General features: G+C 55.7%; 8 protein-coding genes and 3 tRNA genes. 3 read left to right on the top strand and 8 right to left on the bottom strand.

Annotated features, from left to right (window positions below):
- Window positions 1-139: 139 nt before the first annotated feature.
- The 5 genes from EST62_RS13495 to EST62_RS08805 all read right to left on the bottom strand — a co-directional run bounded on the left by EST62_RS13495 (window position 140) and on the right by EST62_RS08805 (window position 4,467).
- A complete protein-coding gene (locus EST62_RS13495) occupies window positions 140-667 on the bottom strand; it encodes a hypothetical protein (RefSeq protein ID WP_167599265.1) in 528 nt (175 codons plus the stop codon).
- A gap of 293 nt (window positions 668-960) precedes the next feature.
- The gene (locus EST62_RS08830; protein WP_129051731.1) at window positions 961-2,343 is read right to left on the bottom strand and encodes a deoxyribodipyrimidine photo-lyase; all 1,383 of its coding nucleotides are present in this window, start codon (window positions 2,341-2,343) and stop codon (window positions 961-963) included.
- 19 nt (window positions 2,344-2,362) lie between these two features.
- Window positions 2,363-3,082: a type 1 glutamine amidotransferase gene (locus EST62_RS08825; RefSeq protein WP_129051730.1), complete on the bottom strand. Its 720-nt coding sequence runs from the start codon at window positions 3,080-3,082 to the stop codon at window positions 2,363-2,365.
- 451 nt (window positions 3,083-3,533) lie between these two features.
- Window positions 3,534-3,908 (bottom strand): rhodanese-like domain-containing protein, encoded by a 375-nt coding sequence (locus EST62_RS08815; protein WP_245153565.1) that lies wholly within the window; start codon window positions 3,906-3,908, stop codon window positions 3,534-3,536.
- A gap of 472 nt (window positions 3,909-4,380) precedes the next feature.
- Window positions 4,381-4,467, bottom strand: a tRNA-Ser gene (locus EST62_RS08805).
- Window positions 4,468-4,641: 174 nt separating this feature from the next.
- Here EST62_RS08805 and EST62_RS08800 point away from each other — a divergent pair.
- Window positions 4,642-6,123 carry an NACHT domain-containing protein gene (locus EST62_RS08800; RefSeq protein ID WP_167599264.1) on the top strand — a complete coding sequence of 494 codons (1,482 nt, stop codon included), beginning with the start codon at window positions 4,642-4,644 and terminating at the stop codon, window positions 6,121-6,123.
- Between the two features lie 21 nt (window positions 6,124-6,144).
- Entirely contained in the window at window positions 6,145-8,010 is a 1,866-nt protein-coding gene (locus EST62_RS08795) for an NACHT domain-containing NTPase (RefSeq protein ID WP_129051727.1), read from the top strand.
- A 103-nt stretch (window positions 8,011-8,113) separates the two neighbouring features.
- Here the strand turns inward: EST62_RS08795 and EST62_RS08790 are convergent.
- Window positions 8,114-8,189 (bottom strand) — tRNA-Gly (locus EST62_RS08790).
- 460 nt (window positions 8,190-8,649) lie between these two features.
- On the opposite strand from EST62_RS08790, the gene EST62_RS08785 reads away from it, so the two are divergent.
- Window positions 8,650-9,237, top strand: coding sequence for a discoidin domain-containing protein (locus tag EST62_RS08785; protein WP_129051734.1), 588 nt, complete (start codon window positions 8,650-8,652; stop codon window positions 9,235-9,237).
- A gap of 93 nt (window positions 9,238-9,330) precedes the next feature.
- On the opposite strand, the gene EST62_RS08780 is transcribed toward EST62_RS08785, so the two are convergent.
- Window positions 9,331-9,406 (bottom strand) — tRNA-Gly (locus EST62_RS08780).
- A gap of 135 nt (window positions 9,407-9,541) precedes the next feature.
- Complete coding sequence (gene trpB, locus EST62_RS08775) at window positions 9,542-10,744, bottom strand: tryptophan synthase subunit beta (RefSeq protein ID WP_129051726.1); 1,203 nt, start codon at window positions 10,742-10,744, stop codon at window positions 9,542-9,544.
- Window positions 10,745-10,987: the final 243 nt, after the last annotated feature.

Below are 10,987 nucleotides of genomic sequence, written 5' to 3'. Positions count from 1 at the left end.
TGAAGCAGCGAAATCAACAAAAGATGGATCGCCATGCCCCGACAGGTCGGGCCTCGCGATGACGAATCTCCGTCATTTTTCTTCTGACATGACACTGGTTAATTCCGCCCCCTTCTTCAATCATACGAAATACCAGCCATCAGGCATCGCACTTGACTTTTTTATAGAACTTTATTATTGCTAAAAGCATCGAGGCCTGCGTGAGATGAGAAAAAAAAGTGGCATAAATAATCAGTAATGGTACTTCAAAATACAGTTGTTGAAGGCTATGATGGACGACGCTGAGGGAGAAGTAAGTGTACTCGTAATATAGCTGGTAGGCAACAATATATAGTGTGAGCATCGCAATGCTGATGCTTACCGATATCAATGCCTTGCGACGTGCGTCGCGTTTGCCAATGCCGCAGAACGAATCTCGCATCGCGAATATCGATAAAACGGCAACGAGTGTTATCGTCGTCGTAATTACTGTAATCCACGTTGGCATTAGAATGTCAAACACCCCGTTGTCAACTCCATATTCCTTCAACGGAAGTACTTGAAAAGCGTTGTTCAAAAGAGGCAAAAATGCCGTGAACACTGCAACAAGGCCCCCAAAGGTGGTGCGAACAGTGATGAAGTCGCGAAAATCCAGAAAAAATCTTGCTTTTTTTGGTGAGTGTTCCACGTTTCTCCTCCGATACTTCATTTTTTATTTCGATATAATCATGTAACATAAAAAATGATTGAAAAATTTCTGTAGATGATAACGGATTTTTGATTTTCTTCTCCATAAAAGCATTCGTTTCAACACAAAACTGTTGAGCATTCGACGGCCTGATTGCAGATTCGGGATATGGAGTTGGTTTGTGACCGATTTGCTGCTCCCCGCAACGTATTGCTTACGTCGAAAAGCAAATGCAGATGAAAATATCCGATCCTGCCAGCCTGAGATGCCGCTGGCAGGATCGGAGGTGCTCGTCAGAAGAGTGTGGTTTGCGAGATGCGGTTCATTGTGGAGATATAGCGGGATACATCGAATTTTCTGGCGCAGCCACTGGCGTTCATGTAGCGGATTTTGCCATACACCGGGCGCTCGCTCCAGGGGCGATCGTGCAGGCCGCCAATCGACCAGGCCACGCCGACGTAGCCGTTCGGATCACGGCCATCGAGGGCGTAACGGTCGTTGAGCATGACGGCGATATCGAATGCGGCCATGGGAGTCGGACTCCATTCGAGAATCTTTTTCGCCCAGTACATCCTCATGTAGCCATGGATGAGGCCCGTTTCGACAAGCGAGAGCTGCGCGGCATTCCAGAGCAGATCGTGGGTCTGCGCTTTTTCAAACTGCTCAGGCGTATAAATATAGTCGCGATGATCCTCGGCATGTTCCATCAGGGTCGTTTTCGCCCACGCCGGAAGGCCATCGAACGTGTCATACTGCTCGTTGTAGAAGCAGTAGTTATCGGACAGCTCCCGGCGAATGAACAGCTCCTCGATGAACGCATTCAGGTTTGACTGCGACACCAGGCTTTGCGAAGCCTCAAACGCAACATGCTGGGCGCTGATCTGGCCAAAATGCAGGTACGGCGAAAGCCCCGATACGGCCCCTGCATTCGGATCATTGCGGTAATCGTCATACCGTTCAATCGTTTCAGCGAGGAAACTGCGCCAACGCTGTTCCGCCGCCGCTTCGCCCGGAGTGATGCCGCTGACCGGTCTGACCGAGTGGTCAGTATCGAGCAGCGACAAAAGCTCATCCCAATTCACCGGCGGAGCGCTCAAACTGGCAGGCTGGCAGAATGCGACCGGTTCCGGGAAGGGAGTGAGAAATGATCGGCGCAGGGCGTCGAGCCGTGGCCTGATCGTCCGGGCGGCGTACTCCTGCTTGGGCGAGGCGAGCCAGCAGGGAACGATGTTGTGGGCATCGACCTCGTAGAACGCACATGGCGCCTCGGCGGCGGCCGCGCGTTTCCATTGCCGCACAAGCTTCAATGGAGAAAAGTCGCTCACCACCAGGCCCACCCGCCGTTTCTGGACGAAATCGGGCATGGTTTCCTCCGGGTTGCCGAAAAGCACCGTCATCGGAATTCCCGCGTTCCGCAGGGAGGTTTCCGCCTCGGCAAGCCCTTTGAACATAAAGTCGTAATGCCGCAACGGAGCGCCCAGAAACGAAGGGGCAAGGGTAAAAACCACTTCAAGCGGTTGTTGCAATTGCCGGGCTTTACGGCAGGCGAACAGCAGCGCCCAGTTGTTCTGGAAACGCTGGTCTCTGGACATCCAGTAAATGACCGGGCCTTTTTGATCCTGTCTCAGGTTCAGCCGACGAGCCCGGCGTTGATCGATACCTTGATCGACGTTCATAATCTGTAGATATACTTATTCATTCTTTCAGTAGTTCGGTTATTTCAAGGAAATTGCGCAGGATCGCCCGCCCGGTTTCAAGGTACTCCTTGCTGATGGCGTTGAACTCCGCGAGCAGTTCCTCGCTGCTCATACATTTCAGGTCGTGATCGATGCCGATCCAGCGCTCGAACATCGCCGGAGTCATCTCAAAATGGCACTGAAGGCCCCAGGCATTGCCCCCGACCCTCAGCACCTGGTTTCTGCACCCCCGGCCAGTGGCCAGCACCCTCATGCTTTCAAGCGGCTCGACCGTTTCTCCGTGAAGCTGAAACACCCGGAGCCGCTCCGGCATACCCCCGAACAGGGCGTCACGCTTGCCCTCGGCGGTCAGCTCGACCGTGAACGGCTCCCCGTCTGGCTCGCGGAAGCCGATCTCTTTGCGGCGGCACCCGACCACCTTGCCGCCAGCCGCCGCCACCAGAAGCTGAAGGCCGAGGCAGATGCCGAGGTACGGCACACCGGCATCGAGCGCCTTGCGGATTGCTTGCAGCTCGCCGGTGATCTGCGGGCTTGTGTCGTTGGCGCTTTGCGGGCCGCCCAACACGACCATGCCTGCATAGCCGGATGGATCGGGGAGCGATTCGCCTTTTGAAAGATCATATCGCTCAAAAGCGATCTCGTGTTCGTTCAGCAGCTCCTCAAGGATTCCTGGCCCTTCATGGCTGATGTTCTGAACGATAAGCAGTGTGTCGGACATGAATATTGGGGTTTTATCGGTTGAAAAATTCGGCGTTTAGCTGAAACGAAAAAGCAACAGCCGTCGTTCAATCGCACCCGCATCTGATCTGCACACTACTTTGCAAAGTAAAGCCTTCTGTGAAGATAAAATATTTTTTTCGATAAGATTGCTGCTGCGCGTAAATCTTTTAAGCGGAAAATTTTGCGGGATCGGATCGTCGATGGGGTGGGAGATTGAAGGTTTTGCGGGAATCGAGATGTTTATGGCAGATTGTCAGGGCGGTTTTCCGGCGTTTAGCGGAGTTCATGCCTCGGCGGGGAGTGCAAGAGGTCAAGGCGTTCGGTGTTTGTTTTTGCTGGCGAGCGCAGGCCGGGTGAAGCATGAGGACGTGTATTTCCGGAATCCGGCAGAGCGGTCCGTTGGTCGATCATCTCCGGCTTCCGGCCTGGCTTGTCGGCGCGGCACTGTTTCAGGCCTCTTTGCGGAACATTTTGAACAGCATGGTCAACGGGCTTGGTGATTCCTGCTTTGTGACCGGCAGTCCGTTCCGCTCCCAACTGATAATGCCGTGTTGCAGGTTGTGCACCTTGCGGTGGCCGCTGTTGACCAGGATGCGTGACGCCATGCCGCTGCGGCTGCCGCTGTGGCAGGCGAGGATCACCTTGCGCTCAGCCGGGATTTCCTGAAGGCTGCTCTGGAACCGGCTCATGGGAACCGACAGATAATCGGAGACGCCAAACGCTTTGCGGTCGATTTCACGGGTTTCGCGGACATCGACCAGAAGTGCCCCTTTTTTTATCATCGAAAAGGCGGTAGCGGCATTGACCTCTTTCACGGTGCTCATCTTGGACATAGTGCTTCGAGAGTTAGTTTCTTGAAAAATATGCATCTGTTCAGTGCCTGTTCCTTTTTTGGCAGCTCTCACCCGTGGTGACGGATTTGGAGGCTGCTGTGCAAACAGGCGGTTGTCGGGTGCGCCAAGCGGCGCGGGGCGGTTGTTTTTCCGCCGATGCCCTGCGCGGTTCGGATAATACGAAATATCGGAAAAAGAACCATGCGCCGATTGCCGCCCGCCGAAGGGTCGGCGATCAGGATTCGGACCAGCTTTTTCCGTGTCCGATGCGGGAGGCGAACGGTTAACGAGAGGCAATTCTGCTGTGACGTTTCAGTCGCGAATCAGGATGATGCTCCGCCACCGTCATGGTCGATGGCAAAGAAATTCCATCAGAAGCATGGGCTTCAACGGACCCGTGCCATTTTTGCCTGAAATGCAAAAAGCCCTGATCTTGCAGGGCTTTCCGGACTTTATCATTCAGCGGAGAGGGTGGGATTCGAACCCACGGTACACTTGCGCGCACAACGGTTTTCGAGACCGCCCGATTCAACCACTCTCGCACCTCTCCGTATATTGCTCAATCGGGGAGTGTGAATATAAGCGGCAGCGGCGTTTTTACCAAGAATTATCTGGATCGCATTTGTCTGTCAGGGATGAGAGAAATGGAGTAATGAATTTGTAAATTATCGTAGCTCTTCTTTCGTCAATGCTTGATGCCCATTCCAGCAAAAAGAATCACGCCATGGCGCTAACCCCATGCACAACCCGCATCTACCACGTCTTTCTCGCTTCACCGGGCGATGTTTCGGCGGAGCGGCAGCAGGTGCGCCGGTTTTTCGACGACTATAACCGCCACACAGCGCACATCTGGAACGCCCGGTTCGAGGTCGTGGATTGGGAGAACTACTCGACCATCGGCGTGGGCCGTCCGCAGGAGCTGATTACCCGGCAGACGCTGGCGCGGTTTCGCGAATCGCTGGCGCTGGTGATCGGCGTCATGGGCCAGCGCTTCGGCTCGCCGACGGGCGCGGCGGAGTCGGGCACCGAGGAGGAGTTCGAGTGGGCGATGGAGGCTCGCAAAGAGACGGGATTCCCGGAGATCAAGTGGTTTTTTCGCAAGATCGACCAGTTCTCAGCGCCCAGCGATCCAGACCAGATTGAAGAGGCTTTAGCGCAATGGAAGAAAGTCCGCAACTTCCGCAAGCGGATGCAGGATTTGAACGATCCGGTGTTCTTCACGGAGTATCCCGGCGAGTCCGGCTTCGCAAAAGTCTTCGAGCACGATCTCAATCTGTGGCTGGCCTCGCCGGACAGATATTGGGCGGCGGAGCTTGCGGAGAGTCGCAAAATGGCGGCGGTAGCGCTTCCGGCGGAGTTCGATGCGGAGCTTTACCGCGCCGACCTGCTCAAACGGTTCGTTAATCTCAACTTCGAAATGCTCGACACCACCGGCGCGAATTACAGCAACGTGCGGTTGTGGAGCGTGTTCGTGCCGCAGTCGGTGCGGGAGAGTCATCAGTACAACCCGCGCCTGCTCGAAATTCCCAAGGAGCACCAGCAACGTCTGCTGGACGCGGGCGAGATCACCGCCGAGGAGCTGGAGGAGACCGAGCGGCAGGTGGAGCGTCTGCGGCAGGACTACTTCAGTCAGCCGCGCCGCCCGGTGCTCGACGTGATCGACGAGGCACCTCGCTCCGGTTCGCCGTCCGATGCGCGGAAGCTGGTCATCCTCGGCGATCCGGGTTCCGGCAAGTCGTCGCTCATCCGCTACCTCGCCCTGCGCTGGGCGAATATCGCCGAACCGGCGCTTCGCGACACGCAGCCGGTGCCGCTCGTGATCGAGCTTGGCCCCTACGGACGCTGGCCGTACGACGGGCAGAAAAGCTTCATCCGCTACCTCGAAGAGGGGCTGGTCTGGCACTCGTGGCCCCACGGCTTGCTCGACCGGCTCATCGGGCAAAACGGTCGCGTCGTGCTGCTGCTCGATGGGCTGGACGAAATCTTCGACGTCACCACGCGCGAGGCGGTCATTAACGACATCCAGCGCTTCAACAGCCAGTTCCAGCACCTGCCAATCCTCGTGACCTCTCGCGTGGTGGGCTATCAGCCTCAGCGGTTGCGCGATGCCGGGTTCCGCCACTTCATGCTGCAAGACCTCGACGCCGACCAGATCGCCGCTTTCATCGAGCGCTGGCACGAGGTGACCTTCGACGATGCCGAATAGGCCGCGCCGAAGCGCGAGCGGTTGCAGAAGGCGATTGGCGACTCGAAGTCCATCGCCATGCTGGCGGGCAACCCGCTGCTCTTGACGATGATGGCCATCCTGAACCGCAATCAGGAGTTGCCGCGAGACCGCGCCGACCTCTACGCCCAGGCGTCGCGCGTGCTCTTGCACCAGTGGGACACCGAGCGGGCGCTGGCGGATTTTCCAGGCATCAGCGCTGAAATCGGCCTGCGCGAAAAGGGCGATATCCTCCGCCGCATCGCCGCGCACATGCAGACCACGCCCGGCGGACTGAAGGGTAACATGATCGACGGCGACACGCTCACCGCCATTATCGAAGCATATCTCTGCACCGAACTGCGCTTCACGCAGGCCCGCGCCGTCGCCCGAGCGCTCGTGGAGCAGTTGCGGCAACGCAACTTCATCCTCTGCTTCGTCGGCGCGGACAGCTACGCCTTCGTCCACCGCACCTTCCTCGAATACTTCTGCGCCGCCGACATCGTCCACCAGTTCAACATCGCCAAAACGCTGGATGAAAACGGATTGATCGACTTGTTTGATAAACACTGCCGCGACGACGACTGGCGAGAAGTGCTGCGTTTGATCTGCGGGCAGATTGACGAGCAATTCGTTGGCAAGATTGTGGAGCATTTGGCAGCGCGGACAGAATTGGAAGAGTGGGATGGTAAAACACCTTTACCGGAGTTGCCGTTGGCGATTTGGTGTTTAAGCGAAGTCAGGACAACATCTAGATTGAACGCATGTGGTGAGTTGCTTTGGAAAAAAGCGAACAAGGCATTCGAGGCAGAAAAAGAACCAATTTCATCCATGAGCTTATCGAAAGCTTTACTAACAGCAGGCCGGGAACTTGGAGAACGATGGCCTGGCACTCTCTCATATCCAGAAACAATGCAATGGGCCATCATATTTTCTGACGCTCAATGGCGATGGCCGCATTTCTTAGCCAATGCTCGCCCCCAACGAGATGCTATTGAAGCTTTAACCAGCGATCAATCAATGTTTGTAAGTAGAAGTTCACTTCAGGTCTTGGCAAACAAGTGGCCAGACGACAACACTCGACACCTCCTCAAACTACGCTCCGTACAGGATAGTAACGAGGGCACCCGTAACGGTGCGCTTGAGGAATTGGCAGACAAGTGGCCAGACGAGTATACTCGGCAAATTCTCGAACAACGTGCTATTCAGGATCATGATGATTTCCCTCGTAGCGAAGCGCTTCAGGCTTTGGTTAATAAGTGGCCGGACAAAGATACTCGACAATTGCTTGAACAACGAGCTATTCAAGATGAACACAATGAACCTCGATGTGTTGCGCTTTATGCATTAGCAGAGAAATGGCCAGACGATAACATTCGACTGCTTCTTGAACAACGAGTCTTTCACGATAAAGATGGTAGTCCTCGTGGTGCTGCACTTCAGGCGTTAGCTTACAAGTGGCCAGATGAGAACACTCGGCAACTTCTCGAACAACGTGCTGTTCTGGATAATCATTGGAATCCCCGCAAGGCCGCGCTTGAGGCGTTAGCTTACAAGTGGCCGGACGAGAACACTCGGCAACTTCTCGAACAACGAGCCGTCCAAGATAAGCACGAATATCCTCGGCACACCGCGCTTGAAGCTTTAGCCTACAAATGGCCAGAAGAGAACACTCGTAAACTTCTCGAAACCCGCGCTGTTCAGGATGACGACGATGATCCCCGTAGCACTGCACTCAGGGCTTTGGCCGACAAATGGCCGGACGAAAAGACGCTCAAGTTGCGGGAGTCGCAAGTTTCGTCGTTTAAGTCTTTTAAGGATATATGGTATCGTGAGCAAGTGGAAGATGCCATCAAAACGTTACGCCAGAAGCTGGGGGTTGATGGCTGACCGTTGCGGCTGAGAGTGGCGGGTCAGGATTTGGCTGGGCTGACTGGCCTTTGTCCCCAATCGCCATAAACCAAAAAAGCCTCCGGATTCGGAGGCTTTTTGATGGAGCGGGAAACGAGACTCGAACTCGCGACCCCAACCTTGGCAAGGTTGTGCTCTACCAGCTGAGCTATTCCCGCATCTGGTTAAGTGGGCTTAGTATAGGGAAAAATCTTTTTTCGTGCAACAGGTTGGTGAATTTTTTGTGACCTGCCGGGGGACGGTCGCAGAACGCATTCGCCAAAGACAAACGGCTCTGCATTGGACTGCCATTCAAGGGCGGTCTCGATCCTTCAGTGTCGCCTTCCTTTAGCCAACATTAGCCAACAGCTCTTCCGGGCCAGTACTTTCCCTGAGCAGCATACGTTTGTATTCTTTCGGTGGTGATTTATAGAGCTTGTTTATTGATGCGTGAAAAAAGTTTTGTATTATGCACGTAATAAAGGCGCTTTCATTCTTTTGCTCTCAACGCAGTGAAGTCCGGCGTCATCCTGAAAGCTGAACAGCGTTGAGGTAGTTGCGGACGTATGGGCCATTCAGGTCATGAGTCATCTCAAGAAATTTGACCCTCTCGGTTAACTCTTTTTGAAAGGAGAACATATGCAGAAAAGTCTGTCGGCCAGAGCAGTGCTTTTGACCGCCATGCTCGCCACGAGTACGCTTTCAACAGCCCATGCGGCGCAGATACCCGTCCTCAGCGTTACAGGCACAGGCACTTATAACAACAATGTCTCGCTACTGACCAATGGAGCTATACCTGCGGAAGGAACAGGGTGGACGAACAACACGAACGTTTACTGGAACGGGCTGACGCCGACGTTTACCTTTCAATTCAATTCCGTTTATTCGGTCGATGACATGCTGATCCAGGTGGATAACAACGATAGCTATCGCATCGATTACTCGCTGAACGGCTCGGACTGGTCGTCGCTCTATACTATTGCGGCAAGCAGTGGCAACATAGGGTGGGGGATGGATACTTTCAACCAGACGGAGATCAACTTCACGCCGGTCAATGCAAAATACCTTCGTGTGTATGCAACGGGAGGCGACAACAGCTACGCTATATCCGAAGTCCAGGCTTTTGGAACTCCGGTTCCTGAGCCGACTACGCTGACCCTTCTCGGTACCGGGGTGTTGTTCGGTCAGGTTTTCAGAAAGAGACGGGGGTCGGCTACCTGCGACTGAGCTGTGACTTGTCGGCGGCAGACCCGATACGTCGGGAGCGTCACGAATCGCCAGAAAACAAAAAAAGCCTCCGAATCCGGAGGCTTTTATCGTTGGAGCGGGAAACGAGACTCGAACTCGCGACCCCAACCTTGGCAAGGTTGTGCTCTACCAGCTGAGCTATTCCCGCATCTGGTTAAGTGGGCTTAATGTAGGGAAACAGCCGATTCGATGCAAGAGGAAAATGTGATTTTTTACTTGTAGGGGCGGCTCTTGTGGCCGCCCGGCAACGGACGGGCACAAAACCCGTCCCTACAATGTTTTTTTACAGCTTCAGCTCCTCCATGATCGTGCCCATGTCCTTGTCGCCGCGGCCTGAGAGGTTCACCACGATGATCGACTCTTTCGGCATTTCGGCGGCTCGCTTCATCGCATAGTGCATGGCGTGGGCCGATTCGAGGGCGCAGATGATCCCCTCGGTTTTGGCCAGGGCGTCGAGCGCCGCGAGGGCCTCCTGGTCGGTCGTCGAGGTGTAGCTGACCAGGCCGAGCTTCTGCAAGTAGCAGTGCTCCGGGCCGACGCCGGGGTAGTCGAGTCCCGCCGAGATCGAGTGCGCTTCCTGCACCTGGCCGTGCTCGTCCTGCAAGAGCTTCATCATCGCGCCGTGCAACACGCCGATTTCGCCTTTGGTCAGCGATGCGGCGTGCCGGGCGTCGAGGCCTTCACCCGCGGCCTCGACGCCGATCAGTTCGACCTCCTTGGCGTCCGGCAAAAATTCGTAGAACATGCCGATGGCGTTGCTGCCGCCGCCGACGCAGGCGACGACCACGTCAGGCAAGCGCCTGGCCTGTTCGAGCGCCTGCCGACGGGTTTCGCGCCCGATGACCGACTGGAAATCGCGCACCATCATCGGATACGGATGCATTCCGATGACCGAGCCGACGATGTAGAAGGTCTCTTCGGGATGGTTCATCCAGTCGCGAATCGCCTCGCTGGTGGCGTCCTTCAGCGTCCGGGTTCCCGCCGAGACCGGGCGCACCTCGGCGCCGAGCAGTTTCATGCGCGCCACGTTGGGGGCCTGGCGGCGGATGTCCTCCTCGCCCATATAGACGATGCAGTCGAGGCCGAAAAGCGCGCAGACGGTGGCCGTCGCCACGCCGTGCTGGCCCGCGCCGGTCTCGGCGATGATGCGCTTCTTGCCCATCCGTTTGGCGAGCAAAACCTGGCCGAGCGCGTTGTTGATCTTGTGCGCCCCGGTGTGGCAGAGGTCTTCGCGCTTGAGCCAGATCGCCGCGCCGCCCTGTTTTTCGCTGAGCCGCGAGGCGTGGTAGAGCGGCGTCGGGCGGCCAACGTAGTCGCGGAGCAGGCCGTCGAGCGTTTGGCGGAACTCCGGATCCTCTTTGGCCTTGAGATACTCCGCTTCGAGATCGGCGGCGTTCTTGACCAGGGTTTCGGGAATGAATTTGCCCCCGAAGGTGCCGAAGTGGCCGAATTCATCGGGAGCGGAGTAGGTAACCTTTTGCGTCATAAAGCGTTGCAAAGAGTTGTGGAGAGCGCTGCCGTTCTGTCGGGAACTGACAGCCTGTGCTCTCCTGGAGCTGTTGTGAGTCGTTTGCCCGTTGCCGGATGCGTGATGGCCAAAAGCCGACACAGGGATTTTGTCATAAAATATAGAAACCTTTCGGTCAATTCCCCATCTCCCGGAGCCATTCTCTGCTCACTTCCGTGGCATGAGTTGTTCCGGAGAGGTATCGATTAAGGCGAAAGGTTT

It is taken from the genome of Chlorobaculum sp. 24CR (assembly GCF_004118635.1).
GTDB lineage: Bacteria > Bacteroidota > Chlorobiia > Chlorobiales > Chlorobiaceae > Chlorobaculum.
Note: the sequence above shows the minus strand (reverse complement) of the source record. Positions and strands in the feature narration are given on the sequence as shown.

Bases quoted from the DNA above. Each gene is read 5' to 3' on its own strand.
- EST62_RS08830 (WP_129051731.1), bottom strand. From the start codon at position 2,343: ATGAACGTCGATCAAGGTATCGATCAACGCCGGGCTCGTCGGCTGAAC.
- EST62_RS08825 (WP_129051730.1), bottom strand. From the start codon at position 3,082: ATGTCCGACACACTGCTTATCGTTCAGAACATCAGCCATGAAGGGCCA.
- EST62_RS08815 (WP_245153565.1), bottom strand. From the start codon at position 3,908: ATGAGCACCGTGAAAGAGGTCAATGCCGCTACCGCCTTTTCGATGATA.
- EST62_RS08800 (WP_167599264.1), top strand. From the start codon at position 4,642: ATGGCGCTAACCCCATGCACAACCCGCATCTACCACGTCTTTCTCGCT.
- EST62_RS08785 (WP_129051734.1), top strand. From the start codon at position 8,650: ATGCAGAAAAGTCTGTCGGCCAGAGCAGTGCTTTTGACCGCCATGCTC.
- trpB (WP_129051726.1), bottom strand. From the start codon at position 10,744: ATGACGCAAAAGGTTACCTACTCCGCTCCCGATGAATTCGGCCACTTC.